We start from the raw sequence: 23534 nt of genomic DNA, 5'->3' as shown, positions 1-23534 counted from the left end.
GGGCCAGCGACGGAAAGCAGAGGAAATGATGCAATGTTGGACACCACAAGAAACTTAGTCGCCCAACAAATGCGGCAGGTCTGGATCGACGCCAAGCTGTGCATCGGTGACGGCACGATCAACCGATCCGATCTGGTCGTGGCGTTTGGCATATCGATACAGCAGGCATCGCACGACCTGACCGCATATCGCACAGCCAACCCAAAGGCCGTGGAATATGACCTGTCAGCCAAATGCTACCGCCGCACCAAGCGCGGCAAACCAGCCTACCCGCAACACCTGCGCCTGTCTGTGACCAACGCGGTGCGGGCGCTGCGGATATTTAATGAGATGGAGGAAAGCGTATGACCGACATCCGTAAGCCCGTTCAGCGCCCTGATTCAGAAACGCAGGACGCTATGCGCCGAATGATCCACGCCCACCTCATGGACGCAACGGCGCGCGGCTCTCGGGCTGCTGGGTGCACAGGAATGTCATTTGTGATGATCGGGATGACCATCTGGGCTGGGGAGTTGGCGGAGCTAGACCCACGGTCCCTGTCCAAGATGCTGGATGCGCTTTCAGTGATCTACGACCCGGCTGCAAACGCCACGCAGAAAGCTAGGGCAGAAAAGCGCCGTCGCGCCGCGGTAGATAAGCTGTTTGCGGCGCTCGATCTCGAAATGAACGAAACACAGGGGAACGCATAATGACCGGAAAACCCAAACCATTCACCGCAGCCCGAGAGGTTCCTTATTCCTCGATCGTCGGCGGCGGCATCATGCTGCTGAACGAAAAAGGGGCCTGCGTTGCGCAACTCTCTATCATGGGATGTGACAAAGAACGCTCTGACGCGATAAGCGGCGAGGTGATGACGCGGCTGCTTGCCACCAGTGACAGTCAGGCGGCTAAGGACGTTCTGCATGAACGCGCCCGCCAGCAACGCGACGAGGGCTGGACCGAGGAACACGACGACGAACATGACCTGTTCGAACTTGCCCTCGCTGGGGCCTGCTATGCGTTGCTGGCAGCGGGATACAAACCGGATCACGAAATCATCCGCAAGCTGTGGCCGTTCGAAGGGGAGTGGCTCAAGCCGAGCGCAACCCGCCGCCGCGATCTAGTCAAAGGCACAGCATTGCTCCTCGCCGATATTGAGCGGCTGGACCGGGCGGAGGCCCACAATGGCTGACCACACCCACATCGAATGGACGGACGCAACTTGGAACCCAGTCACCGGATGCACACTGGTGAGCGACGGATGCAAGCACTGCTACGCCGCCACACTGGCCGCGACACGGCTCAAACATCACCCCAGCCGCGCCGGTCTGGCCCGCCTTAATGCAGATGGCGATGCAAAATTCACGGGCGAGGTGCGCTTTAACGAGCAATGGCTGGATCAGCCACTACGGTGGCGCAAACCGCGCATGATATTCGTCTGCGCACATGGCGATCTGTTCCACGAGAGTGTGCCGGATGAATGGATCGACCGGGTGTTCGCCGTCATGGCGCTGGTGCCGCATCACACGTTTCAGGTGCTGACCAAGCGGGCGGGGCGGATGCGGGCGTATTTACAGCACATGGAGCGGTGTTTTCACGCCAGCCCGGAGGCGTTTGATATGGCATGGGGGCAAAAAGCAATCGACATTGCGGGTCCGGGAGCATCTGACTTCGTCATGGACAGGGCATGGCCGCTCCCCAACGTCTGGCTTGGCGTCAGCGTGGAGGATCAGGACGCCGCAAACAAGCGTATCCCTGACCTGCTGCGAAGCCCGGCAGCTATCCGGTTTGTCAGCGCGGAACCGCTGTTGGGTCCGGTTGATTTGACCGCGCTGGATATTTGCGGCGACGGTGAAATTGACGCCCTGAATGCGGTGACATGGGGCGAGGAAATCGACCGCTGGCGCGACACCGACCCGGAGTGGGAAGATAGCTTTTGCGACTGGTACGATTTGGCCGAAATGCCGAATCCTGACGAGTACATGCACCCCGTACTAGACCAAGTGATCGTCGGCGGCGAAAGCGGCAAGAAGGCCAGACCGATGCACCCCGAATGGGCGCGGTCCCTGCGCGATCAGTGCGTGGCCGCTGGGGGAAAATTCTTCTTCAAGCAGTGGGGTGAGTGGTTGCCGGGCGAGTTTGGTCCGCCGCCAGATATTTTCTTCCAAAACGGAGACTGGATGGACGCAAATACACTACCCGACATCGACGCCGCAGACGACTGGTGTGATGATTGGGCCGACGATGAGTACAGCGGACACGCCATTTTCAGGCGCGTCGGCAAGCGCACCGCTGGCCGCCTGCTGGACGGGCGCGAGTGGAACGAGGTGCTGGGATGACCCAGCCATCAGAAATACCAGACGACCTATTGCGCGTACTGTCGCTGGCAAAGCGGGCGCTATCTGCCCGCGATGATGCTGCCGCGTGGGCACGGGCACCGGAAAAGCAGATCGGACACCACGGGACCTGCTGTGACGCCCTTTGGGATGAGCTTGAGCGACTGGTGCGGATCCACGATGGCATAACCCCGGCCATTGAACACCCAGCAATGCGTGAGCGCCGGATCGCGAAAGAAATTCGCGGGCGCATCATCGCCGAAATCTTAGAAATCGCCCGCGAACGCCTCGAAATGACGATTGATGGCGCATTCGTGTGGGAGGCGCCCGGCGCTTTGACCCGGCACGAAACAGAGGAACTGATGTAATGGCGGACACCGCAAGAAACTCGGTTGCCCGGCAAATGCGACAAGTCTGGATCGACGCCAAGCTGGGCATTGGCGACGGTACGATCAACCGATCCGATCTGGTCGTGGCGTTTGGCATATCGATACAGCAGGCCTCGCACGACCTGGCCGCATACCGCGCATCCAACCCAAAGGCCGTGGACTATGACCTGTCCGCCAAATGCTACCGCCGCACCAAGCGCGGCAAACCAGCCTACCCGCAACACCTGCGCCTGTCTGTGACCAACGCGGTGCGGGCGCTGCGGATATTCAATGAGATGGAGGAAAGCGAACAATGACACAACAGACGCGCATGATGGTGATGGTCGACGCGGGCGAATTCGCAGCCCTGCGCGCCGAGATCGAGGATCTTAAATCCGTGATCGCCGGAGCGACGATCACGCCCAGAGACGAATGGGAGACGATCAAGGCTCATGCCGACCGTGCCGGTGTGCAGCCGCAAACGGTGCGGACATGGATCAGAGCGGGCCGGATCGACAGCAAACGGGTGGGCAATGTCACCTATGTGCGCGGCTAATCCAGCCGCGCCGCCAGTTCCTCAGCAGTCTCATTGTAGTAGGTCATCAGCTCTCTGATGTTGCGGTGCCCGATCATGCGGGCCAGGGCCAAAACATCCAACTTTTTTGACAGCCGTGTCACAGCCTCATGGCGGCTATCGTGGAAACTAAGACCATCCACCGCCGCCTTTGTTTTTAGCGCATACCAATTTGTCGACAGGTTTGGGCCGGATTTAAACCCAAATAGCGGATCAAGGGCAGGAAGCCGCGCCAAAATCCTCAGCGCCTCTCTGGACAGCGGCACGTCGCGCGAATCCCCGTTTTTCGTCCGGGACAGATGCGCTACCCTCCTTTCCACATCGACACTCTCTGATGTCAGTCCGGCAATCTCACCAGCCCGCATCCCAGTCTCGATTGCAAATAAAAACGCCAAATGCGAGCGCCCCAGCGCCGTGTTGACATCCGCGCCAGCCACGGCCATGCGCTCGATTTCCTCGGCGGTGGGGCGGCGCTTGCGTGGCGGTGTTGGCGGCGGCCTGCGAACCGACCGCATCGGATTGTCATCCAGCACACCCCAGTCCCGCACACAGGCCGTCAGGATACTGGATAGGGTATTGAGGTATCGTTGGGCGCTGGATGCGGAAACAGACTGGAGCCGCCGATCACGCCACGCCGCTAAGTCAGACGCCGTGATTTGCGCCACGTCTTTTTGCGACAACTGATCCTGGATCACCAGGCGGATCGCGTAATGCTCTGATCCGGCAGTGTTCCAGCGCGCAGTTTTTTGCGGCAGGATTTCCGCCTCATATTTCCGGGCGGCGGCGGCCAGCGTCATTGTCGGGCGGGCGCCGTCTGTCTTGCCAAACAAATATTCCTGTCGCGCCGCCCAATCCTGCGCCTCGCGCTTGGTGCGCAGGATTTTAGACGACCGCTGCCCACCGCGCGAGACCTCAGCCCGCCATTTGTCGCCATACCGTCGGATGCTCGCCATCTGTAATCCCTGCGTAAAATATGCGTAATCTGTGCGTAATCAGGACCGCATTTTGTACAGGATTAACGATAAATCAAGATTGGTTGCTAGGCACAGGATTATAAAAATAACGTAAAATAACGTATCTGCGTTAGTCCTGAATAAGTTCTACATCCCAATACAGAAAATCCATCCAGCTTTCGTGCAGATGGTTTGGCGGGAATTTCCGGCCCATGTTGCGCATTTCCTCGGCACTGGGCGGGCGCGGCACCTTGCGCAGGCTCATCCCTGCCCGGCGCAGGCTTTTCGAACCTTTTTTCAGATTACAGGGCGAACACGCCGCCACCACGTTTTCCCAACTGGTAATCCCGCCCGACGCCCGCGGCACCACATGATCAAAGGTCAGATCCCCCCGGCTACCGCAATACTGACAGCGAAATTCGTCCCTTAGAAAAAGATTAAAGCGCGTGAATGCCACGCGCCTTTGGGGTTGAACATAATCCTTCAGAACCACGACCGAAGGAATTTTTATCCGGGTACTGGGACTGTGAACATGATGGTCATATTCGGCCACCACATCCACCCGGTCCAGCCAGACCGCTTTGACCGCCTCTTGCCAGGGCCACAGCGACAACGGGTAATATGACAGGGGCCGATAATCCGCATTGAGCACCAGCGCCGGGTGATGCCGCAATGCGCCCGGCTCTCTGACGAATTCTGTCCTGAAATCTCCATCCATCGGCGTATTGTCCTCCGGCCCGGTCTACCTGCATCTGGGTCCGGGGCGGGACATCCCGCCCCATCTTGGGAATAACTATATATCGTGGCGGATACGGGGCAAGCCCCATGATCTTCGCTTTTTGCTGCTTAGGTGTTTGCCACGCAAAGATGACAGGGCCATGACGCGGCTTTGCCTAAAGCGCAGGCGCTTGTTTTATCTTCTAACTGGGTATGGAAATTCAGCAGCGGCGGGCTATCCTGCCAGACATGACACACCCACACCCAACTGCCATTCTGGAATCCGCGCTTTATGCCGATGATCTGGAGGCCGCCGAATCCTTTTATACCACAGTGATGGGACTGGCAGTGATTGCCCGCACAGAAGGACGACACGTGTTCTTCAAACTGGCCAGCGGGATATTGTTGGTTTTCAACCCCCATGCCACGCGCATCCCCACGGGCAACCCGGACATCCCGGTTCCCACGCATGGCGCCACAGGCCCCGGTCATCTGTGTTTCGCCGCCACAAGATCGGAAATCGACACATGGCGGGATCATCTGACCGAACACAGCATCCCGATCGAGGCAGAGTTTGACTGGCCCAACGGCGCACGGTCCCTGTATTTCCGCGACCCTGCCGGGAACTCTCTGGAAATTGCCGAACCCCGGCTTTGGTCCTTTTGACCGCAGCGCGGGACGATCGTGCGGAATTGGATATTTTTCCCAAGAAAGAACCAAGGGCAGTGCCCCCGTCATCCAAAGCGTGTCTTGCCAGGTTAGATTAACCTTAACGCCCCTCAACCTTTACACCGGACGCGCCGCTGACAATCCGGGCGCGTCCTGCTTTTTCATCTTGCCAAAAATACTCACTGCGCCCACCCCACAGCAGGCGCAGCGTTCAGGGTTACAGCCCCAACTTGTCGCGCATAAAGGCCAGCGCCACAGACAGGCCATCCGGCGCAATCCCATGCGCGGTGCCTTTTTGGATATGGGCGTAGACCTCTTTGAACCCGGCCGCTTGCAGGGCTTCGGCGGCTTCGGGCAGCGATTGCACCGGCACCACGTCATCCTGATCGCCATGCACCAACAGGATGGGCGGCTTGCTGACAGCTTCGTCCTTCAGCAATTCCGGTGACATCAACCGCCCCGAGAAAGCCACGATACCCGCCAGTTCATCCTCGCGCCGGGGGGCGACATGCAGCGACATCATCGTGCCTTGCGAAAAGCCAAACAGAACCATCTGTTCCGGCAGCAGGTCGTTATCCACCAAAACACCATCCAGAAACGCGTTCAGGTCATCCACCGCCTGTTGCATACCGCGCTCAGCCTCTTCCTGGGACGATCCGTCGATCCACGGGATCGGGAACCATTGAAACCCGAACGGCGCCCCGGCGCAGTTTTCGGGCGCATCGGGGGCGATGAACAGCGTATCGGGCAAATGATCGCCCAGCGGATCAGCCAGACTCAGCAGGTCCGCCCCATTTGCACCATAGCCATGCAGAAACACGACAACAGACCGCGTATCCCCTGATTTCGGCTCGACCCGTTCGGCCTGTAACACTCGTGTCATCTGATCCCTTCCCTTTGTTTTTCAAGACGATAATAGGCCCACAACATTCGCGCCGCCACGCTGCGCCACGGCGACCAGCGTTCGGCCATCCCGCGCAACGCCTTTTCGCGGGGCCGCTCTGGCAGGTCGTAGAGGATACGGGTCGCCTCCTGCAAGGCCAGATCGCCGGGGGCGAAAACATCGGCCCGGCCAAGGCTGAACATGGCATAGATTTCCGCTGTCCAAACCCCGATCCCCGTGACCGCCGTCAGCGCCGCAATCACCTGATCGTTCGGGGCATCGCGCAGTGCGGCGAAATCAATCCCCGCATCCGCCAGCGCCTTGGCATAGCGGGCTTTCTGGCGGCTTAGCCCCAAGGCGCGCAAATCATCCTCGGCGGTGGTTTGGACGGCACCGGGGGTCAGCATCCCTGCCGCTTCCAGCCGCGCCCAGATTGCATTTGCGGATGCCACGCTGACCTGTTGGCTGACAATCGCGTTCAGCAATTGCGCAAACCCGTCCGGTTTGCGGCGCAGCGGCAGCGGCCCGGTCAGCGCATAGGCCCGCGCCATCGCCGGATCGGCAGCGCACAGCCATTCCACGCCTTCGGCCACGCAATCCGCTGTTTCGATGATCCGGCCCACCATATCCGCCCCCCTTTTGGCGCGACTATAACAGCCCCGAACGCCACGCCAAGCCGCATCCGCCCTTTCCCAATCCCCCAATCGGGCGCATACATAGGACATGAGCGATTCATCCCCCCTTCCCGCGTCCGACTGGCCCACACTGGAACCCGGCTGGGTCTGGCTGTGCGGCGCTGGCCCCGGCGATCCCGGCCTGCTGACCCTGCACGCGCTGAATGCGCTGCGGCAGGCCGATGTCGTGGTGTATGACGCGCTGGTGAACGAAGACATCCTGTCATGGGCGCCGCAGGCCACGCTGGAATATGCCGGGAAACGGGGCGGGAAACCGTCAGCCAAGCAACGCGATATTTCCCTGCGTCTGGTCGAACTGGCGCGGGCGGGCAAGCGCGTGCTGCGCCTGAAAGGCGGCGATCCCTTCGTGTTTGGGCGCGGTGGGGAAGAAGCGCAAACGCTGGTCCAGCACGGCATTCCCCTGCGGATCATCCCCGGCATCAGTGCCGGGATTGGCGGGCTGGCCTATGCCGGGATACCCGTCACGCACAGGGATGTGAATCAATCGGTGGTATTCGTCACCGGCCATGACCAGACTGGTAACACCCCGCAGGCCGTCAACTGGCAGGCGCTGGCACAAGGCGCACAGGTATTGGTCATCTATATGGGGATGAAACATGCCGGACGCATCGCCGCGGAACTGATGGCCGCCGGTCGCCCCGCACAAGAACCCTGCGCTGTCGTCTGTCAGGCCACCACCCCCGCGCAAACGGTGCTGGAAACCACGCTGGGCCATCTGGAACGCGACATCACCGCGAATGCATTGCAGCCCCCCGCTATTCTATGTGTCGGGCGGGCGGTGTTGCTGCGGCAGGTGCTGGACTGGCAAGGCATGATCGCAGGCCAGCCTGCCCGAAATCTTGATCCGCTGAACCGGGGCCGCCCGGCAGAGCTTCCCTAATCCCCCGCATCTGTATAATTAACATGGTAAATTGCGCGCTTGCGCATGGTTTAGTAACTCGGTAGCAGGTACACATGACAAATTCCGCATATATATCCGACGATGCCCGCGCAAAGCGCAACGTGACCATCCTTGTGATGGCGCAGGCGTTTTTAGGCTCGCAAATGCCGATGATTTTCACCATCGGCGGGCTGGCGGGCCAAACGCTGGCCACCAATCTGTGCTTTGCCACATTGCCGATTTCGCTGATCGTGCTGGGCAGCATGTTGGCCGCAACTCCCGTGTCTTGGGCGATGCAGAAATATGGCCGCCGCGCCGGGTTCTTTATCGGGACTTTGGCCGGGGCAGTCGGCGGGGGTATCGGGGCGCTGGGACTGTATTATGCGTCTTTCCCGATCTTCCTGCTGGGCAGCCTGATTACGGGTATCTATATGTCGGCACAGGGGTTTTACCGTTTTGCCGCCGCAGATACCGCCAGCGATGAGTTCCGCCCCAAGGCCATTTCCTATGTGATGGCGGGCGGTCTGGCATCAGCCATTATCGGGCCGCAACTGGTGAAGATAACCGCCGACGCGATGGTTATTCCCTTTGTCGGCACATATCTGGCGGTGATCGCGGTCAACGTGATCGGATCGGCCCTGTTCCTGTTTCTGGACATCCCCAAACCGCAGCCCCCGGCGCATGACGCCCCCAAGGGCCGCAGCCGTTGGGAACTGATCACCACCCCGCGCATTCTGGTGGCGGTGATCTGTGCGATGGTCAGCTATGCGCTGATGAACCTTGTCATGACCTCGACCCCGCTGGCGGTTGTCGGGTGCGGGTTCGAGAAAAACACCGCTGCCGATGTGGTATCTGCACACGTTCTTGCCATGTATATTCCCAGCTTCTTTACCGGCCACCTGATCGCCCGCTTTGGTGTGGAAAAGATCGTGGCGACCGGGCTGGTCATTCTGGCCGGTGCCGGGGCCGTGGCGCTGCAAGGGGTTGAACTGGAAAACTTCTTTATCGCCCTGATCCTGCTGGGCATAGGCTGGAACTTTGGCTTTATCGGGGCCACAACGATGCTGGCCGGGGCGCATGAACCCAGCGAACGGGGCCGGATGCAGGGCATGAACGACCTGATCGTGTTCGGCGGTGTGACGCTGGCCTCGCTCAGCTCGGGTGGGTTGATGAACTGCTCGGGCGGGACGGCACAGGATGGCTGGACTTCGGTCAATCTGGCGATGGCACCGTTCCTGATGCTGGCCGGTGGCGCGCTGATCTGGCTGGCCCTGCGCCCCAAAGACGCCTAAGCGAACTTTACGGCGGGCGCGTTACCAGCGCCCGCTGAATGCCCGCCACATCAGCCTGGTATTGTCGGCGAATTCCGACCCGGCCAAAGCCCCCGCCGCCACACGTTGCGGTTCCGCTGCGGCCCGCGCCAGAATGCCCCCGGCCTTCCATGCCGCCAACAAGGCAGGCCGCGCTACAACCGATACCTTACCCCGCTGCCGCCGCGCCCGCTGTAACCGCACCAGCCCATCCTTCGCCAGATCGGCCACCGCTTGCGGGCGACCATCCAACAGTGGCACGCGCTTGGCCTTTTCCAGCGCAGGCACCGCCATCAGGTAATTCGCCAGCCCGGCGGCATAGCCCAGTTCCAGCACCACATCAGCATCCACCGGCCCCAGCGCCCGCGCCGCTGCCAGCATCAAATGCCCCGATGTCTGTCGCAGATAGCGGTCAAAATGCGCCTTATCCTCGAACGGGTCGCGGTAAATATCCCAGCTTCGCGCTTCGGCCAGCCCGGTCAGCAATGCCGCCCCTTCGGCATCCAAAACCCGCGCCAAAGGCGTGACCACCTGATGCCGCCGCACCGGGCCGGTGCTGGCGATTTCCTCGAACGCGTCTTTCCACCATTGCAGCCGCATTTCCGCAATCAGATGTTCCTGCGTCACCCACGGGGCGCGGGACACTTCGACATTGGCGGCATAGATCGGAAACAGCACAGCCCGCGCCGCCACCGGCGCAGCCATCGCCACGCGAAACCTGTCCGGGTCCGCCCGCTGCACCAGTTCGGCACAGGCGATCAAGTCGGGATCATCAAAACTCATTCAGCCGCGCCCTGCGCTGCCCCGGCATATTCGCGCAGCAGTTTCCAGTTGATCGCATCAATCAGCGCATCAAAGGACGCGTCCACTATGTTCGGCGATACGCCCACGGTGGACCAGCGCCGCCCCTGTGCGTCTTCGCTGTCAATGATCACGCGCGTCACGGCCTCGGTGCCGCCTTGGGTGATCCGCACCTTGAAATCCACCAGATGCATATCTTCGATGGCCTGCGAATACCGCCCCAGATCCTTGGACAGCGCCTTGGAGAGCGCGTTCACCGGACCCCGGTCCATGCCGCTTTCATCCACGGATTCCGACACCGACAGTTTCTTTTCGCCGTCCACTTTGACGACGACAACCGCCTCGGACAGGCTGACCATCTTGTTATACTTGTTCTTGCGCCGCTCTACCGTGACCTTGTAGCGCTTCACCTCGAAAAACTCGGGCATCAGGCCCAGTTCGGCCCGCGCCAGCAATTCAAAACTGGCCTGCGCACTGTCATAGGTATAGCCCTCGGCCTCGCGCGCTTTGATCAGGTCCAGAATCCGCGCCAGCGCCGGATTTCCCGGCTCGACCGACAGCCCCGCTTCGGCCAGACGACGGCGCAGGTTGGACTGCCCCGCCTGATTGGACATCGGGATGATGCGCGTATTGCCCACCACGGCGGGATCAATATGTTCATAGGTCGACGGGTCTTTCAGGATCGCGCTGGCGTGCAGCCCCGCCTTGTGCGCAAAGGCGCTGGCCCCCACATAGGGCGCTTGCCGGAACGGCACCCGGTTCAGAATATCGTCCAGCTTGCGGCTGGCCTTGACCAGCCCGGTCAGCGCGTCGTGGCTGATCCGCGTGTCAAACTGGCTGGCATAGGGTTCTTTCAGCAGCAGGGTCGGGATCAAGGTGGTCAGGTTGGCATTGCCACAGCGTTCGCCCAGCCCGTTCAGCGTGCCCTGCACCTGCCGCGCCCCGGCATCAATCGCCGCCAAAGACCCCGCCACCGCGTTTTCAGTGTCGTTATGGGTGTGAATGCCCAGATGGTCCCCCGGCACGCCTGCCGCAATCACCGCCTTGGTGATCTGGTAAATCTCGTGCGGCATGGTTCCGCCGTTGGTATCGCACAACACGATCCACCGCGCCCCATTGTCATAGGCGGCTATTACCGCCTCCAGCGCATAATCGGGGTTGGCCTTGTACCCGTCAAAGAAATGCTCGGCGTCAAACAGCGCCTCGCGCCCCTGCGCGACCATATATTCAACCGACCGCGCGATATTTTCGGTGTTTTCCGCCAGCGTGATCCCCAGCGCGGTTTCCACATGGAAATCATGGGTTTTGCCCACCAGACACACCGCAGGCGTCCCGGCATTCATCACCGCCGCCAGCACATCGTCATTTTCCGCCGACCGCCCGGCCCGTTTGGTCATGCCAAAGGCGGTAAAGGTCGCCCGCGTTTTGGGGCGGCTGTCGAAAAATTCGCTGTCGGTGGGATTCGCACCGGGCCAGCCGCCTTCGATGTAGTCGACGCCCAGCTTGTCCAGCGTTTCGGCAATCGCCTGCTTTTCCGCCGTGGAAAACTGCACACCCTGAGTCTGCTGCCCATCGCGCAAGGTGGTGTCATAGATATACAGACGTTCGCGGCTCATGCCCGTTCCCCCCAGGTTCCAAAGTTCATGACGCAGGCGGTCCGGGCACAGCAATTCATCAACGCAGGGCTAACCATCACAGCCCCTCCAGCTTTGCGGCATCAAAGCCCGGTCCAGCGATCAATTCGACCCCGGCCTTGCTCATCCGCACCTCGACCCCGGCAGCGACCAAGGCGGCCTTCATCCGGTCCACTTCGGAAAAATCTTTGGTTTCCATTGCAGCGGTGCGAATTGCGGCCAACTTTTCAGCCAGCCCGCTTAGATCCACCGCCGCACCATCCCAGCCAGCCAGTTCATCCGTCAACAGCCCCAGCAACGCGGCCGAACCTTTCAAACCCGCCGCATCGCCTGCATTTGCCAGCTTGTGCAAAACCGTAATCGCCCCGGCGGTGTTCAGATCATCCGCCAGCGCCCCCAGAACCTCGGGGTTCACCGGACCGGCCTCGACCCCGTCCACCAGTTTACGCCACTTGCGCAGGGTCGCCTCGGCCTCAGCCGCTTTTTTCGCGGTCCAGTCCATCGGTTTGCCGTAATGCGTGGACAGGAACACAAACCGGATCACCTCGCCCGGCACACCGGGTTCGCCATCGTGGCCATCCAGCAAATCCCGCACGGTAAAGAAGTTGCCCAAGGACTTGGACATCTTCTTGCCCTCGACCTGCAACATCTCGTTATGCAGCCAGTAGTTCGCAAACCCACCTTCGGGATGGGCACAGCAGCTTTGCGCGATTTCATTTTCATGGTGCGGGAACATCAGATCGTTGCCGCCGCCGTGAATGTCGAACGACGCGCCCAGCAATTCATACGACATCGCGGAACATTCGATATGCCAGCCCGGACGCCCCCGGCCCCACGGGCTGTCCCACCCCGGCAGATCGTCGCTGGACGGTTTCCACAGCACGAAATCCATCGGGTCTTCTTTGTACGGTGCCACCTCGACCCGCGCACCGGCGATCATGTCATCCACCGACCGGCCCGACAGCTTGCCATAATCGGCATATTCGCGCACCCGGAACAGCACATGCCCATCCTTGGCATAGGCAAACCCGTCCGCGATCAGTTTTTCGATCATGCCGATCATCTGGGGGATATATTGCGTTGCGCGGGGCATTTCGTTGGGATCCAGCGCCCCCACCGCTCGCATGTCATCCAGATACCATTGCGTCGTTTCCGCCGTGATGTCGGAAATCGACCGCCCGCTTTCCGCCGCCCGCGCGTTGATTTTGTCATCCACATCGGTGAAATTGCGCACATAGGTGACGTGATCCGCGCCGTACACATGGCACAACAGGCGATACAGCGTATCAAACACGATCACGGGCCGCGCATTGCCGATATGGGCGCGGTCATACACCGTTGGACCACAGACATACATCCGCACATTTTCAGGGTCGATCGGGGTAAAGACCTCTTTTTTGCGGGTCTTGGAATTATGCAGCTTGATCGTCGTCATCTGGTCCTCTTGCGCAGGCGGACGCCACCGGGCTTTGCGGCGGGCTTAGCAACTTCAACACTGATTTGGAATAGAAGAACGGCCCGCTGATTTTGCTCAGCAGATAATGCAACAAATAATGCAGATCGTCCGTTTCATGCCGTCATCATAGATCATGATCCTGCCCCCCACAATCGCTGAGTTGACATCTGATCAAATTCGCTTTTCCTGACCGCCTAGGAAAAGGATCGACGATATGCAGCTTTCTCATCGGATTACGGGTATCAATGCAGGCGGGTCAGACGGTTGGGGCCTGTTTTACCGCGCCCGACAGTTGAAAGCCCAAGGTCATGACATCACCGAGCTGACCATCGGCGAACATGACATTCGCACCGATCCGCTGATTCTGAACCACATGCACCAATCGGCCTTGGACGGGGCCACGGGATACGCGCTGATCCCCGGCATTCCGGCCCTGCGTGACGCGGTGGCCAAACGGGTGCAGGATCAGACCGGTGTGCCAACCAGCGCGGCGAATGTGCTGATCACCGCAGGCGGACAGGCGGCGCTTTATGCCACCCATCACGCGGTTTGCAATCCCGGCGACCGGGCGCTGTATATTGATCCGGGTTATGCCACCTATCCCGGCACGATCCGGGCCAATGGCGCCGTGCCGGTGCCGGTTCCCGCCCGCCCCGAGGACGGGTTTCAACCCGATGCCAGCGCCATCGCCGCACTGGCCAAGGGTGCCAAAAGCCTGCTGATCAATTCGCCCAACAACCCCACCGGGGTGATCTATTCGCGCGACACGCTTCAGGGCATTGCCCGCGTGGTACAGGATAACGACCTGTGGCTGATCTCGGACGAGGTCTATGACACCCAGATATGGGAGGGCGAACACCTGTCCCCCCGCGCCCTGCCCGGCATGGCCGACCGGACGCTGGTGATCGGGTCCATGTCGAAATCCCATGCCATGACCGGCAGCCGTCTGGGCTGGATCATTGCCCCCGAACAGGCCATCACCCATCTGATCAATCTGGCGACCAACACCAATTACGGCGTACCCGGATATATTCAGGACGCAGCATTGTTTGCCCTGACGCTGGGGGCCGATTTCGAGGCACAAATCGCAGCCCCCTTCCGCCGCCGCCGCGCCATTGCGCTGGACCTGCTGGCCGGGCAAAACGCCGTGCGCGCCGTGCGCGCCGTGCCACCCCAAGGGGCGATGTACATGATGCTGGACATCCGCGCGACCGGGCTGGATGGCAACAGCTTTGCTGAACGTTTGCTGGATGAACACCAGATCGCCGTCATGCCGGGCGAAAGCTTTGGCCCCGCCGCGGCGGGCCACATCCGCGTCGCAATGACCATCCCCGACGATCCGTTCCGCGCGGCGCTGCAAACGGTTCTGGATTTCGCCAATTCGCTGGTTGTCACGGTGGAATAAGTGCGCGGCCTGTACTTCAAGTTCTGACCGCCCGTATGGGGGGCGGTTGGGAATTTGAGTATTTTTTGCAAGATGAAAGCACGGACCCGCCCAGTCATCGACGGGCGCGTTGATACAGACCCAAAGAAAAGGCCCGGCGCAGGGCCGGGCCGTTTCGTTAGTCGATCACCGTGACCTTTGTCATCACGTCCGGGCGACCGGGGACTGCCCCGCTTCGGCCCTTGCCGCGTTTGATCTGGTCCACGACATCCATGCCGTCGGTAACATGTCCGACGATCGTATACTGGCCATCCAGAAACCGCCCCGGCGCGAACATGATAAAGAACTGCGAATTGGCGGAATCCGGATCATTCGACCGTGCCATCCCGACAACACCGCGTTCAAACGCTTCATCCGAAAACTCGGCTTTCAGATCGGGTTTATCAGACCCGCCCCGCCCGGCCATGCGCATATCGCTGCCCAGCTTGCCGAATTGCACATCGCCGGTCTGCGCCATGAAACCTTCGATCACGCGATGAAACACCACCCCGTCATAGGCCCCATCGGCGGCCAGTTCCGCCATACGCGCCGCGTGCTGGGGGGCCGAATCCTCGGCCAGATCAATGACAATGGTGCCATTGGCCCCTTCGCCTTCGACCTCGATCCTGAGACCGGTTGCCGCAGCAGGGCTGGCCAGCAATGCCGCGATCAGCGCCAGCTTATACATCGGCGGCGACTTTCACGCTGATCATGCGGTCAGGATTCGCAGGCGGTTCGCCGCGGGTGATGGCATCCACATGTTCCATCCCGGCAATGACGCGGCCATAGACCGTATATTGACCGTTCAGGAAATGGTTGTCCTTGAAGTTGATGAAGAACTGCGAATTGGCCGAGTTCGGGTTCATCGACCGCGCCGCGCCCAAGGTGCCACGATCATGCGGCAGTTTGGAAAATTCCGCAGGCAGATCAGGCAGATCGGACCCACCGGTGCCAGCGCGACCGGGGTTGTAATCTTTTTCCATATTGGCGTGCTGCACATCGCCGGTTTGCGCCATGAAGCCATCAATCACGCGATGGAAGGCGACGTTGTCATACTGACCACCACGGGCCAGTTCCTTCATGCGCTCGGTATGTTTGGGGGCTACGTCCGGCAGCAGTTCGATTGTGACGGTGCCGCCTTTCAGTTCCATCAGGATGGTGTTTTCGGGGTCTTTGATCTCGGCCATTGCGGGCTCCTTCATTAAGTCTTGGTCTTTACCTAAGACGCATGGACGCGCTTGCCAAGCAGGAGGTTGACGCAAACGCCGCTTCGCGCGAAGAGAGGGCAAAATTTTTCTCGGAGGACTGCCGATGGGCTGGAAGACGTTGGACGACATGGATTTGAACGGCAAGCGCGTATTGGTGCGCGTGGACATCAACGTGCCGGTCAAGGACGGCGTGGTGACAGACGCCACGCGGATCGAACGCATCGCCCCCACCGTGAACGACATTCTGGCCAAAGGCGGCCGCCCGATCCTGGTGGCGCATTTTGGCCGCCCCAAGGGCAAGGTCGTGCTGGACATGTCGCTGCGCGTCACGCTGAAGGCGCTGGAACAGGCGCTGGGGCATAAGGTGGGCTTCGTGGAAACGCTGGAAGCCGCCGAAATCCACACCGACGAAGAACGCGCCGCCGAAGTGGTGCTGCTGGAAAACATCCGCTTCTATCCCGGCGAGGAAAAGAACGACCCCGAATTTTCCGCCCGTCTGGCCAAGCTGGCCGATGTCTATTGCAACGATGCATTTTCCGCCGCCCACCGCGCCCATGCGTCCACCGAAGGCGTGGCGCGGTTGCTGCCATCCTGCGCCGGGCGGTTGATGCAGGCCGAACTGGAAGCACTGGAAGCCGCGCTTGGCAAACCCGTCCGGCCCGTTGTTGCCGTTGTGGGCGGGGCCAAGGTTTCGACCAAGCTGGAACTGCTGGGCAATCTGGTGGCCAAGGTGGATCATCTGGTGATCGGCGGCGGCATGGCCAACACCTTCCTTGCTGCGCAGGGTATCAACGTGGGCAAGTCGCTGGCCGAACATGACATGACCGACACCGCCCGCCAAATTCTGGGCAAAGCCAAAGACGCCGGGTGTGAGATTGTTCTGCCTTCGGATGTGGTGGTCGCGGCAGAATTCAAGGCCAATGCAGACAATTGCACCATTGCCGCCGATGCCTGCCCGGCTGAAAAGATGATCCTTGATGCAGGTCCAGCCAGTGTGACCCGGATCAGCGAAATTCTGGACGGTGCCAAAACGCTGATCTGGAACGGCCCGCTGGGCGCGTTTGAGATTGAACCGTTCAATGCCGCCACCAATGCCGCCGCCCAAAAGGCCGCTGCGCTGAGCAAGGCCGGGAAACTGACCTCGGTCGCCGGTGGGGGTGATACGGTTGCCGCGCTGAATCAGGCCGGAGCCGCAGATGATTTCACCTATATTTCGACCGCAGGCGGCGCATTCCTGGAATGGATGGAAGGCAAAACCCTGCCCGGTGTGGCGGCATTGGATGGCTCGGCCGGTTGATCACGCGCTGCGTTGGGTGCGTTAGCGCGACCACAGTTGTATCCCCGTTTCGCCTGATGTTATTTCACCGCGAAACGGGTCTCTGCTTTGTAGAAAAACGGAATTTGAACGGAATTGGATATGTCAAAACAACAACAAGCCGAACAGGTACGCACCGCTAACGGGTTTATCGCCGCGCTGGATCAAAGCGGCGGATCGACCCCCAAGGCGCTGAAGCTGTATGGCGTCGACGAAAGCGCCTATGGAAACGATGCTGAAATGTTCGGCCTGATCCACGACATGCGGGCGCGGATCGTCAATTCCCCTGCCTTTACCGGCGACCGTATCATTGGCGCGATCCTGTTTGAGCGCACGATGGACAGCGACATTGGCGGCAAGCCTTCGGCCACTTACCTGTGGGAAAACCGCCATGTGGTGCCGTTCCTGAAAGTGGACAAAGGGCTGGCTGACGAAGCCGATGGCGTGCGCCTGATGAAGGACATGCCCGATCTGGACGCGCTGCTGGAAAAAGCCGCTGGCAAAGGTATTTTCGGCACCAAGATGCGTTCGGTCATTGATGCGGCGTCGACGTCGGGGATTGCCGCCGTGGTGGATCAGCAATTTGCCATTGGCAAACAAATCCTTGGTCACGGTCTGGTGCCGATCATCGAACCCGAGGTGACGATTTCCATCGCCGATAAGGCCGAAGCGGAATCGATCCTGCTGAGCGAGATCACAAAGCAACTGGACGCCCTGCCCGAAGATCAGCAGGTCATGCTGAAGCTGACCCTGCCGGAAGCGGCCAACACCTATAAGCCTCTGGTCGATCATCCCCGCGTCATGCGCGTGGTCGCCCTTTCGGGGGGCTACAGCCGGGACGAAGCCAATGACCGCCTGTCGAAAAACACCGGCATCATCGCCAGCTTTTCGCGTGCCTTGACCGAAGGGCTGTCTGCCCAGCAAAGCGACGCTGATTTCGACACGGCACTGGCTGACACGGTCGAAAGCATCTACGCGGCATCGGTTGCGGGCTGATCGGGCCTTGCGCAGGCGGTAAGGCTGCGCAATGAGTATTTAAAGCAAGATGAAAGGGCGGCTTTTGCGGGCCGCCCTGTTGCGTTGAGGTTCAGATGACAGACAGCCTGACAATCCGCCCCGCCACCCCTGCCGATGCGGCAGTGATAGCCATCATTTATAATCATGCGGTGGAACACACCACGGCCATCTGGAACGATGTCACGGTGGACGCGGGCAACCGGGTGACATGGATGCAAACCCGGCAAGACGCTGGCTTTCCGGTGATGGTAGCCGTTCGGGCCGATACCGTGGTGGGATACGCGTCCTATGGGCCGTGGCGGGCCTTTGACGGGTATAAGGCGACTGTGGAACATTCGGTCTATGTGGCCCCGGATGCGCAGGGCGGCGGCATTGGGCTGGCCCTGATGAAGGCGCTGATTGCACAAGCGCGGGCCGATAAGCTGCATGTGATGGTGGCCGGGATCGAGGCAGGCAATGCCGCCTCGATCAGGTTGCACGAAAAGCTGGGGTTCCAGCGCACCGCGCTGATGCCGCAAGTCGGCCAGAAGTTCGGGCGTTGGCTCGATCTGGCCTTCTTGCAACTGGTGCTGGATGGACGCGACGCGCCCTGAGCGGTTAAATCCGGTCCAGAATGCCCAACACATCAATCCCAGAAACCGCCCCCGCCGTGATCCCGCGCTGACCGTCGATCCGGGTGGTGATATAGCCATCGGCCACCGCGTTCGGCGTGGTTTCCAGCAGCATCGCCGCACCCATTAGTGTGGCAAGGCTTTCGGTGAACCAACGGGCCTCAGACTCTGGCGGGATGGCGGGCCAGCGGGACATATGCGCCGCCAGCGCCGCATCATACCGTGCATCCAACCCCTGCGCCGATTGCAACCGCGCCATCAACGCTTCGGCCGCGAGCGGGGCGCGGGACAGCGTGCGCAGGATATCCAGACAGATCACGTTGCCCGACCCTTCCCAGATCGAGTTCAACGGCGCTTCGCGGTACAGCATCGGCATGGGGGTTTCTTCGATATAGCCCATACCGCCCAAAGCCTCCATCGCTTCGTAGATGACGCCGGGGGCGCGTTTGTTCGACAGGTATTTCGCCAGCGCCACCGCGATCCGGGCAAAGGCGCGGTCTTCGTCGCTGTCGCCATCAAAGGCGCGGGCGCAGCCCATTGCCATTGCCAGCGCCGCTTCCCAGTCCAGCGCCAGATCGGCAATGACCGATTGCATCAGGGGCTGGTCGATCAAACGCCGCTGGAACGCGTTGCGATGGGAAATCCACCATTTCGCCTCGGCCAATGCGGCACGCATCAGGCCAGCGGGGGCAATGGCGGTATCCAGCCGGGTATGATGCACCATTTCGATGATGGTTTTGACGCCCTGCCCTTCTTCGCCCAGACGGTGCGCCAGCGTGTAATCATATTCGATTTCCGACGACGCATTCGCCCGATTGCCCAGCTTATCCTTGAGCCGCTGCAAATGCATCGTGTTGCGCGATCCATCCTCCAGCCAGCGAGGGACGACGAAACAGGTCAACCCGCCGGGTGCCTGCGCCAGCGTCAGGAACCCGTCGCACATCGGGGCCGAGCAGAACCATTTATGCCCGATCAGGCGATAATCCGCCCCATCGCGCACGGCACGGGTGGAATTGGCCCGCACATCGGATCCGCCCTGTTTTTCCGTCATCGCCATGCCCATCGTCACCCCGGCCTTTTGGGACAGGGGTTTGATAGCTGGGTCATAGCTGCGGGCGGTCAGTTTCGGGTTCCATTGCTTTGCCAACCCTTCGTCATTCAAAAGCGCAGGCACAGCGGCATAGGTCATGGTCAACGGACAGGAAATACCCGGCTCCAACTGCGCCATGTAATAGGTCAGCGCGGCATGGGTGGCGTGGCCTCCCGGCTTTCCTTCCCATGCGGCAGCGGCATAGCCGTGTTCGATCGCCACGCGCATGATGTTGTGATAACCGGGGTGGAAATGCACCTCGTCCAGACGGCGGCCAGAGCGGTCAAACAATTTCAGCCGGGGTAAATCCCGGCGGGCATCGTCGGCATCCTGCAAACGATCTGGCGCAGCAAAATCCCGCCCCGCGACGGCCAAGGCCGCCTGATCCGCCCCCGCATGGGCCATTTGTTCGCGCAGGGGCAGATCATCCGCCCAATAATCCCGCCCCCCGCGTGGCTGCGGTTGATTGGAAACCTCATGCGTGTGCAGGGTACTGTGTCCTGAAACTGTCATTGTCACTCCTCCTCGGGTATTGGGCGCAGCATGGCCTGCACGGTAAAACCAATCCACATTTACGCCGCGTAGCAGGCAAAAAGGCACCGCTTCACGATTTCGGTGCATATTGATGCCGATTGACGCCGATTAGGGGATTCACAAAGCGAATCGCTTGTGGCATTCTGCTGTCACCGCCCGTAAGAGGCGGAAAAAGAGGCAGATTTTTATGGCACGTCGCAGAAAACCCGCTTTTGGGGCATGGGTTTATTTCACACTCGCATTTTTGGCTGGCGCCTATTTCACCTTTGCCGCCGTGCAAGGCAGCTTTGGTGTGTTCCGGCGCGCTGAAATCACCGCCGAATCGCGGGCGCTGGAACGCGAACTGGATAAGCTGAATGTCGAAGTCGCCCGGATGGAAAATCTGACCCGCCGTCTGTCTGATACCTATCTGGACCCTGATCTGCTGGACGAACAGGCCCGTTCGGTTTTGGGTCTGCTGCGCAGCGACGAACTGGCCATTCGCTGACCCCATCAACCAACACCGCAACATCCCCCCGGCAGCACTGCATTCATCGCCGTGGTGCAGGCTGATACGCTCTTGCGTAAACGGGTCTGACAGATCATCCTGAACGAACAGACCAGCCAGAATGACCGCCCGCATTTATTTCTCGCACTGCGCGGATGAATGCAGTATAAATGGTTTAACGCTAAACTATTATTGGTTCCGGGAGGAGGACGCCGCATGGCCGCCAGAAAAACCCCAAGCAAATCAAATGTTTCGGCTGATGAGCTGAAAAAATACTACCGTGACATGTTGTTGATCCGTCGATTCGAAGAAAAGGCAGGTCAACTATACGGCATGGGTCTGATCGGGGGATTCTGCCACCTGTACATCGGCCAAGAGGCTGTGGTGGTCGGTCTGGAAGCCGCAGCCGAAGACGGCGACAAACGCATCACATCCTATCGCGATCATGGTCACATGCTGGCCTGTGGCATGAACCCCGATGGCGTCATGGCCGAACTGACGGGCCGTGAAGGCGGGTATTCCAAGGGCAAGGGCGGCTCTATGCACATGTTCTCGAAAGAGAAACATTTCTATGGCGGCCACGGCATCGTGGGCGCACAGGTGCCGCTGGGGGCTGGTCTGGCCTTTGCCGATAAATATCTGGACAATAAGCGCGTGACCTTCACCTATTTCGGGGATGGTGCAGCGAACCAGGGGCAAGTCTATGAGACCTTCAACATGGCCGCGCTGTGGAAGCTGCCGGTGATTTTCGTCATCGAAAACAACCAATATGCGATGGGAACAGCGCAGCGCCGTTCGACCTCTACCCCGGATCTGTACACCCGTGGCGCGGCCTTTGGCATTCCGGGCGAAGCGGTGGATGGCATGGACGTTCTGGCCGTAAAAGAGGCAGGCGACAAAGCTGTCGCTCACTGCCGCGCGGGCAAAGGGCCGTATATCCTTGAGGTGAAAACCTATCGCTATCGCGGGCATTCGATGTCTGACCCGGCAAAATACCGCACCCGCGAAGAAGTGCAGAAAATGCGCGAAGAAAAAGACGCCATCGAACATGTGCGCGATCTGCTGCTGGGCGGTAAACACGCCACCGAAGATGACCTGAAGGCCATCGACAAAGAGATCAAGGAAATCGTCAACAAATCCGCCGATTTCGCCAAAACCAGCCCCGAGCCTGCGCTTGAGGAGCTGTGGACCGATATTTACGCTTGAGGAGGAGATAGACCAATGGCAACCGAAATCCTTATGCCCGCGCTGTCTCCGACGATGGAAGAAGGCACATTGGCCAAATGGCTGGTGAAAGAAGGCGATACCGTTTCGTCCGGCGACATTATTGCCGAAATTGAAACCGACAAGGCGACGATGGAATTTGAGGCGGTGGACGAAGGCACCATCGGCAAAATCCTGATTGCCGAAGGCACCGAAGGCGTAAAGGTGAACACCCCCATCGCCGTATTGCTGGAAGATGGCGAAAGCGCCGATGACATCAGCACCACCGCCCAGCCCGCACCAACAGCCGCCCCGGCACAGGACGCCCCGCAACCTGCGGCAGCCCCTGCCCCCGCGGCGGTAAAACCCGCCGCGCCCACGCCAGACTGGCCCGAAGGCACCCCGATGAAAAAGCAAACGGTCCGCGAAGCCCTGCGCGATGCGATGGCCGAAGAAATGCGCCGCGATGAAACCGTTTACCTGATGGGCGAAGAAGTCGCCGAATATCAGGGGGCGTATAAGATCAGTCAGGGATTGCTGGACGATTTCGGATCGAAGCGCGTGATCGACACGCCGATCACCGAACACGGGTTCGCCGGGATCGCGGTGGGATCGGCCTTTGGTGGTCTGCGCCCGATCGTGGAATTCATGACCTTCAACTTTGCCATGCAGGCGATTGACCATATCATCAACTCGGCTGCGAAAACGCTGTATATGTCGGGCGGTCAGATGGGATGCCCCATCGTGTTCCGTGGCCCGAACGGTGCCGCCGCCCGCGTGGGCGCCCAGCACAGTCAGGATTACGCAGCATGGTATGCGCATATTCCCGGCCTGAAAGTGGTACAGCCCTATTCCGCCTCGGATGCCAAGGGGCTGTTGAAATCGGCCATTCGTGACCCGAACCCGGTGATTTTCCTTGAAAATGAAATCCTGTACGGGCGCAGCTTTGATGTGCCGGATGTGGCGGATTACACCGTTCCCTTTGGCAAGGCCCGCATCTGGCGCGAAGGCACCGATGTGACGCTGGTCAGCTTTGGGATCGGGATGCAATACGCGCTGGAAGCCGCCGAGAAATTGGCTGAGGATGGCATTTCCGCCGAAGTGATCGACCTGCGCACCCTGCGCCCGATTGATTACGACACGGTGATTGGCTCGGTCATGAAAACCAACCGCTGCGTCACCATCGAAGAAGGCTTCCCGGTCGCATCCATCGGCAACCACCTGTCGGCTGTGATCATGGAACGCGCCTTTGATTATCTGGATGCGCCAGTGATCAACTGCACCGGCAAGGACGTCCCCATGCCCTATGCCGCCAATCTGGAACGCCACGCGCTGATCACCACGGACGAGGTGATCGCCGCCGTGAAGCAAGTCACCTATCGGTAAGGAGG

General features: G+C 60.2%; 27 protein-coding genes. 17 read left to right on the top strand and 10 right to left on the bottom strand.

The genetic code is table 11. The features are described from left to right. The first annotated feature begins 33 nt into the window (after positions 1–33). The 7 genes from FN828_RS17575 to FN828_RS17545 are packed head-to-tail and all read left to right on the top strand — an operon-like array spanning position 34 to position 3239. Positions 34–348 (top strand): hypothetical protein, encoded by a 315-nt coding sequence (locus FN828_RS17575; RefSeq protein ID WP_142494681.1) that lies wholly within the window; start codon positions 34–36, stop codon positions 346–348. Next, entirely contained in the window at positions 345–689 is a 345-nt protein-coding gene (locus FN828_RS17570; protein ID WP_221930571.1) for a hypothetical protein, read from the top strand. The genes FN828_RS17575 and FN828_RS17570 overlap by 4 nt, the downstream gene beginning before the upstream one ends. Further along, complete coding sequence (locus tag FN828_RS17565; protein ID WP_235891519.1) at positions 689–1171, top strand: hypothetical protein; 483 nt, start codon at positions 689–691, stop codon at positions 1169–1171. Before FN828_RS17570 ends, FN828_RS17565 begins: the two co-directional genes overlap by 1 nt. Continuing rightward, positions 1164–2318, top strand: coding sequence for a DUF5131 family protein (locus tag FN828_RS17560; protein ID WP_142494680.1), 1155 nt, complete (start codon positions 1164–1166; stop codon positions 2316–2318). Before FN828_RS17565 ends, FN828_RS17560 begins: the two co-directional genes overlap by 8 nt. Continuing rightward, a complete protein-coding gene (locus tag FN828_RS17555) occupies positions 2315–2683 on the top strand; it encodes a hypothetical protein (RefSeq protein WP_142494679.1) in 369 nt (122 codons plus the stop codon). Before FN828_RS17560 ends, FN828_RS17555 begins: the two co-directional genes overlap by 4 nt. Beyond that, entirely contained in the window at positions 2683–3000 is a 318-nt protein-coding gene (locus FN828_RS17550; protein ID WP_142494678.1) for a hypothetical protein, read from the top strand. Before FN828_RS17555 ends, FN828_RS17550 begins: the two co-directional genes overlap by 1 nt. After that, entirely contained in the window at positions 2997–3239 is a 243-nt protein-coding gene (locus tag FN828_RS17545) for a hypothetical protein (RefSeq protein WP_142494677.1), read from the top strand. Before FN828_RS17550 ends, FN828_RS17545 begins: the two co-directional genes overlap by 4 nt. Here FN828_RS17545 and FN828_RS17540 read toward each other — a convergent pair. Together FN828_RS17540 and FN828_RS17535 are read right to left on the bottom strand one after the other, a co-directional pair. Then, on the bottom strand, positions 3236–4210 hold the full coding sequence (locus FN828_RS17540; RefSeq protein ID WP_142494676.1) for a tyrosine-type recombinase/integrase: 975 nt from the start codon (positions 4208–4210) through the stop codon (positions 3236–3238). The genes FN828_RS17545 and FN828_RS17540 overlap by 4 nt on opposite strands. A 130-nt stretch (positions 4211–4340) precedes the next feature. Further along, positions 4341–4928 carry an HNH endonuclease gene (locus FN828_RS17535; protein ID WP_142494675.1) on the bottom strand — a complete coding sequence of 196 codons (588 nt, stop codon included), beginning with the start codon at positions 4926–4928 and terminating at the stop codon, positions 4341–4343. Positions 4929–5176: 248 nt separating this feature from the next. Between FN828_RS17535 and FN828_RS17530 the strand changes: the two genes are divergently transcribed. Continuing rightward, entirely contained in the window at positions 5177–5593 is a 417-nt protein-coding gene (locus FN828_RS17530; RefSeq protein ID WP_142494674.1) for a VOC family protein, read from the top strand. A gap of 220 nt (positions 5594–5813) precedes the next feature. On the opposite strand, the gene FN828_RS17525 is transcribed toward FN828_RS17530, so the two are convergent. Both FN828_RS17525 and FN828_RS17520 read right to left on the bottom strand, forming a co-directional pair. Continuing rightward, the gene (locus FN828_RS17525; protein WP_142494673.1) at positions 5814–6479 is read right to left on the bottom strand and encodes an alpha/beta hydrolase; all 666 of its coding nucleotides are present in this window, start codon (positions 6477–6479) and stop codon (positions 5814–5816) included. Continuing rightward, positions 6476–7105 carry a DNA-3-methyladenine glycosylase family protein gene (locus FN828_RS17520; protein ID WP_142494672.1) on the bottom strand — a complete coding sequence of 210 codons (630 nt, stop codon included), beginning with the start codon at positions 7103–7105 and terminating at the stop codon, positions 6476–6478. The genes FN828_RS17525 and FN828_RS17520 overlap by 4 nt, the downstream gene beginning before the upstream one ends. A gap of 97 nt (positions 7106–7202) precedes the next feature. Between FN828_RS17520 and cobA the strand changes: the two genes are divergently transcribed. Both cobA and FN828_RS17510 read left to right on the top strand, forming a co-directional pair. Next, positions 7203–8054, top strand: a complete 852-nt coding sequence (gene cobA / locus FN828_RS17515; protein ID WP_142494671.1) for a uroporphyrinogen-III C-methyltransferase — start codon at positions 7203–7205, stop codon at positions 8052–8054. Between the two features lie 74 nt (positions 8055–8128). Then, positions 8129–9346 carry an MFS transporter gene (locus FN828_RS17510; RefSeq protein ID WP_142494670.1) on the top strand — a complete coding sequence of 406 codons (1218 nt, stop codon included), beginning with the start codon at positions 8129–8131 and terminating at the stop codon, positions 9344–9346. 21 nt (positions 9347–9367) lie between these two features. Here FN828_RS17510 and FN828_RS17505 read toward each other — a convergent pair whose 3' ends face one another. The 3 genes from FN828_RS17505 to cysS all read right to left on the bottom strand — a co-directional run bounded on the left by FN828_RS17505 (position 9368) and on the right by cysS (position 13234). Next, complete coding sequence (locus FN828_RS17505; protein WP_142494669.1) at positions 9368–10147, bottom strand: squalene/phytoene synthase family protein; 780 nt, start codon at positions 10145–10147, stop codon at positions 9368–9370. Then, positions 10144–11781, bottom strand: coding sequence for a citramalate synthase (gene cimA, locus FN828_RS17500; RefSeq protein WP_142494668.1), 1638 nt, complete (start codon positions 11779–11781; stop codon positions 10144–10146). Before cimA ends, FN828_RS17505 begins: the two co-directional genes overlap by 4 nt. Before the next feature lie 76 nt (positions 11782–11857). Next, the gene (cysS, locus tag FN828_RS17495; RefSeq protein WP_142494667.1) at positions 11858–13234 is read right to left on the bottom strand and encodes a cysteine--tRNA ligase; all 1377 of its coding nucleotides are present in this window, start codon (positions 13232–13234) and stop codon (positions 11858–11860) included. A gap of 235 nt (positions 13235–13469) precedes the next feature. Between cysS and FN828_RS17490 the strand changes: the two genes are divergently transcribed. Then, positions 13470–14660, top strand: coding sequence for a pyridoxal phosphate-dependent aminotransferase (locus FN828_RS17490; protein WP_142494666.1), 1191 nt, complete (start codon positions 13470–13472; stop codon positions 14658–14660). Positions 14661–14817: 157 nt separating this feature from the next. Here FN828_RS17490 and FN828_RS17485 read toward each other — a convergent pair whose 3' ends face one another. Then, complete coding sequence (locus FN828_RS17485) at positions 14818–15366, bottom strand: peptidylprolyl isomerase (protein WP_142494665.1); 549 nt, start codon at positions 15364–15366, stop codon at positions 14818–14820. Continuing rightward, positions 15359–15865 (bottom strand): peptidylprolyl isomerase, encoded by a 507-nt coding sequence (locus FN828_RS17480; RefSeq protein WP_142494664.1) that lies wholly within the window; start codon positions 15863–15865, stop codon positions 15359–15361. The genes FN828_RS17485 and FN828_RS17480 overlap by 8 nt, the downstream gene beginning before the upstream one ends. Before the next feature lie 124 nt (positions 15866–15989). Here FN828_RS17480 and FN828_RS17475 point away from each other — a divergent pair, with 124 nt between their 5' ends. The 3 genes from FN828_RS17475 (at position 15990) to FN828_RS17465 (ending at position 18811) form a co-directional block, all read left to right on the top strand. Then, positions 15990–17183: a phosphoglycerate kinase gene (locus FN828_RS17475; RefSeq protein WP_142494663.1), complete on the top strand. Its 1194-nt coding sequence runs from the start codon at positions 15990–15992 to the stop codon at positions 17181–17183. A 120-nt stretch (positions 17184–17303) separates the two neighbouring features. Continuing rightward, positions 17304–18197, top strand: a complete 894-nt coding sequence (locus FN828_RS17470; RefSeq protein WP_142494662.1) for a fructose bisphosphate aldolase — start codon at positions 17304–17306, stop codon at positions 18195–18197. 95 nt (positions 18198–18292) lie between these two features. Further along, positions 18293–18811, top strand: a complete 519-nt coding sequence (locus tag FN828_RS17465) for a GNAT family N-acetyltransferase (RefSeq protein ID WP_328592217.1) — start codon at positions 18293–18295, stop codon at positions 18809–18811. Positions 18812–18815: 4 nt separating this feature from the next. On the opposite strand, the gene FN828_RS17460 is transcribed toward FN828_RS17465, so the two are convergent. Continuing rightward, entirely contained in the window at positions 18816–20432 is a 1617-nt protein-coding gene (locus FN828_RS17460) for an acyl-CoA dehydrogenase family protein (RefSeq protein WP_142494661.1), read from the bottom strand. A gap of 208 nt (positions 20433–20640) precedes the next feature. Between FN828_RS17460 and FN828_RS17455 the strand changes: the two genes are divergently transcribed. The 3 genes from FN828_RS17455 (at position 20641) to FN828_RS17445 (ending at position 23529) form a co-directional block, all read left to right on the top strand. Then, complete coding sequence (locus FN828_RS17455) at positions 20641–20940, top strand: FtsB family cell division protein (protein WP_142494660.1); 300 nt, start codon at positions 20641–20643, stop codon at positions 20938–20940. Positions 20941–21156: 216 nt separating this feature from the next. Next, positions 21157–22146 carry a pyruvate dehydrogenase (acetyl-transferring) E1 component subunit alpha gene (gene pdhA, locus FN828_RS17450; protein ID WP_142494659.1) on the top strand — a complete coding sequence of 330 codons (990 nt, stop codon included), beginning with the start codon at positions 21157–21159 and terminating at the stop codon, positions 22144–22146. 15 nt (positions 22147–22161) lie between these two features. Then, positions 22162–23529 carry a pyruvate dehydrogenase complex E1 component subunit beta gene (locus FN828_RS17445; RefSeq protein WP_142494658.1) on the top strand — a complete coding sequence of 456 codons (1368 nt, stop codon included), beginning with the start codon at positions 22162–22164 and terminating at the stop codon, positions 23527–23529. The last annotated feature ends 5 nt before the right edge of the window (positions 23530–23534 follow it).

It is taken from the genome of Thalassovita litoralis, assembly GCF_900182725.1.
GTDB lineage: Bacteria > Pseudomonadota > Alphaproteobacteria > Rhodobacterales > Rhodobacteraceae > Thalassobius > Thalassobius litoralis.
The sequence above is the reverse complement of the archived record's forward strand: the minus strand, read 5'-3'. Positions and strand labels throughout refer to the sequence as shown.

Bases quoted from the DNA above. Each gene is read 5' to 3' on its own strand.
- FN828_RS17575 (WP_142494681.1), top strand. From the start codon at position 34: ATGTTGGACACCACAAGAAACTTAGTCGCCCAACAAATGCGGCAGGTC.
- FN828_RS17570 (WP_221930571.1), top strand. From the start codon at position 345: ATGACCGACATCCGTAAGCCCGTTCAGCGCCCTGATTCAGAAACGCAG.
- FN828_RS17565 (WP_235891519.1), top strand. From the start codon at position 689: ATGACCGGAAAACCCAAACCATTCACCGCAGCCCGAGAGGTTCCTTAT.
- FN828_RS17560 (WP_142494680.1), top strand. From the start codon at position 1,164: ATGGCTGACCACACCCACATCGAATGGACGGACGCAACTTGGAACCCA.
- FN828_RS17555 (WP_142494679.1), top strand. From the start codon at position 2,315: ATGACCCAGCCATCAGAAATACCAGACGACCTATTGCGCGTACTGTCG.
- FN828_RS17550 (WP_142494678.1), top strand. From the start codon at position 2,683: ATGGCGGACACCGCAAGAAACTCGGTTGCCCGGCAAATGCGACAAGTC.
- FN828_RS17545 (WP_142494677.1), top strand. From the start codon at position 2,997: ATGACACAACAGACGCGCATGATGGTGATGGTCGACGCGGGCGAATTC.
- FN828_RS17540 (WP_142494676.1), bottom strand. From the start codon at position 4,210: ATGGCGAGCATCCGACGGTATGGCGACAAATGGCGGGCTGAGGTCTCG.
- FN828_RS17535 (WP_142494675.1), bottom strand. From the start codon at position 4,928: ATGGATGGAGATTTCAGGACAGAATTCGTCAGAGAGCCGGGCGCATTG.
- FN828_RS17530 (WP_142494674.1), top strand. From the start codon at position 5,177: ATGACACACCCACACCCAACTGCCATTCTGGAATCCGCGCTTTATGCC.
- FN828_RS17525 (WP_142494673.1), bottom strand. From the start codon at position 6,479: ATGACACGAGTGTTACAGGCCGAACGGGTCGAGCCGAAATCAGGGGAT.
- FN828_RS17520 (WP_142494672.1), bottom strand. From the start codon at position 7,105: ATGGTGGGCCGGATCATCGAAACAGCGGATTGCGTGGCCGAAGGCGTG.
- cobA (WP_142494671.1), top strand. From the start codon at position 7,203: ATGAGCGATTCATCCCCCCTTCCCGCGTCCGACTGGCCCACACTGGAA.
- FN828_RS17510 (WP_142494670.1), top strand. From the start codon at position 8,129: ATGACAAATTCCGCATATATATCCGACGATGCCCGCGCAAAGCGCAAC.
- FN828_RS17505 (WP_142494669.1), bottom strand. From the start codon at position 10,147: ATGAGTTTTGATGATCCCGACTTGATCGCCTGTGCCGAACTGGTGCAG.
- cimA (WP_142494668.1), bottom strand. From the start codon at position 11,781: ATGAGCCGCGAACGTCTGTATATCTATGACACCACCTTGCGCGATGGG.
- cysS (WP_142494667.1), bottom strand. From the start codon at position 13,234: ATGACGACGATCAAGCTGCATAATTCCAAGACCCGCAAAAAAGAGGTC.
- FN828_RS17490 (WP_142494666.1), top strand. From the start codon at position 13,470: ATGCAGCTTTCTCATCGGATTACGGGTATCAATGCAGGCGGGTCAGAC.
- FN828_RS17485 (WP_142494665.1), bottom strand. From the start codon at position 15,366: ATGTATAAGCTGGCGCTGATCGCGGCATTGCTGGCCAGCCCTGCTGCG.
- FN828_RS17480 (WP_142494664.1), bottom strand. From the start codon at position 15,865: ATGGCCGAGATCAAAGACCCCGAAAACACCATCCTGATGGAACTGAAA.
- FN828_RS17475 (WP_142494663.1), top strand. From the start codon at position 15,990: ATGGGCTGGAAGACGTTGGACGACATGGATTTGAACGGCAAGCGCGTA.
- FN828_RS17470 (WP_142494662.1), top strand. From the start codon at position 17,304: ATGTCAAAACAACAACAAGCCGAACAGGTACGCACCGCTAACGGGTTT.
- FN828_RS17465 (WP_328592217.1), top strand. From the start codon at position 18,293: ATGACAGACAGCCTGACAATCCGCCCCGCCACCCCTGCCGATGCGGCA.
- FN828_RS17460 (WP_142494661.1), bottom strand. From the start codon at position 20,432: ATGACAGTTTCAGGACACAGTACCCTGCACACGCATGAGGTTTCCAAT.
- FN828_RS17455 (WP_142494660.1), top strand. From the start codon at position 20,641: ATGGCACGTCGCAGAAAACCCGCTTTTGGGGCATGGGTTTATTTCACA.
- pdhA (WP_142494659.1), top strand. From the start codon at position 21,157: ATGGCCGCCAGAAAAACCCCAAGCAAATCAAATGTTTCGGCTGATGAG.
- FN828_RS17445 (WP_142494658.1), top strand. From the start codon at position 22,162: ATGGCAACCGAAATCCTTATGCCCGCGCTGTCTCCGACGATGGAAGAA.